At 73.1% G+C, this 859-nt stretch carries 1 protein-coding gene; it reads left to right on the top strand.

Features of this window, described 5'->3' with window-relative positions:
- Positions 1-151: 151 nt before the first annotated feature.
- The coding region (locus GH736_RS23590; RefSeq protein ID WP_159607516.1) for an AAA family ATPase at positions 152-859 on the top strand (708 nt) is incomplete at its 3' end.

Below are 859 nucleotides of genomic sequence, written 5' to 3'. Positions count from 1 at the left end.
CCCGCCTGCTCGTCGGCGCCCAGCCCTCGGGCGACCGCGAACTGGTCGACCTCGCCGCCGAGCTCGCCCGGCTCGAGGACGAGGTGACCGCGTCGGTGCGCCCAGACGCCCACGACGCCCACGACCCCCACCACCCGACAGGAAGGCGACCATGACCGACGCGATCGCGACCACCGACGAGGAGTTGCGGGCCGCCCTGAACGGCGTCCGAACCGAGGTCGGCAAGGCCGTCGTCGGCCAGGACGGCGCCGTCACCGGCCTCATCATCGCCCTGCTCACCCGGGGCCACGTGCTGCTCGAGGGCGTGCCCGGCGTGGCGAAGACGCTGCTCGTGCGCACCCTGAGCCGCACGCTGCGCCTCGACACGCGCCGGCTGCAGTTCACCCCCGACCTCATGCCCGGCGACGTCACCGGTTCACTCGCCTACGACCCGCGCACGGGCGACTTCGCCTTCCGCGAGGGACCGGTGTTCACCAACATCCTCCTCGCCGACGAGATCAACCGCACGCCGCCGAAGACGCAGTCGGCCCTGCTCGAGGCGATGGAGGAACGCCAGGTGTCGGCCGACGGCGTCACCCGGCCGCTGCCCGATCCCTTCATGGTCGCCGCGACGCAGAACCCCATCGAGTACGAGGGCACCTACATGCTGCCCGAGGCGCAACTCGACCGCTTCCTCATGAAGCTCGTGCTCGAGGTGCCCGAGCGTGACGCCGAGGTGTCGCTGCTGCGACGCCACGCCGACGGATTCGACCCCCACGACCTCGGGGCGGCGGGCGTGACGCCCGTGCTCGGTGCGGCCGAGCTCGCCGCGGCCCGGTCGGCGGCCGCGGGGGTTCGGGTGTCCGACGACGTGCTGGCC

It is taken from the genome of Agromyces humi, assembly GCF_009720255.1.
In the GTDB taxonomy this organism is placed as follows: Bacteria; Actinomycetota; Actinomycetes; order Actinomycetales; family Microbacteriaceae; genus Agromyces; species Agromyces humi.
The sequence above is the reverse complement of the archived record's forward strand: the minus strand, read 5'-3'. Positions and strand labels throughout refer to the sequence as shown.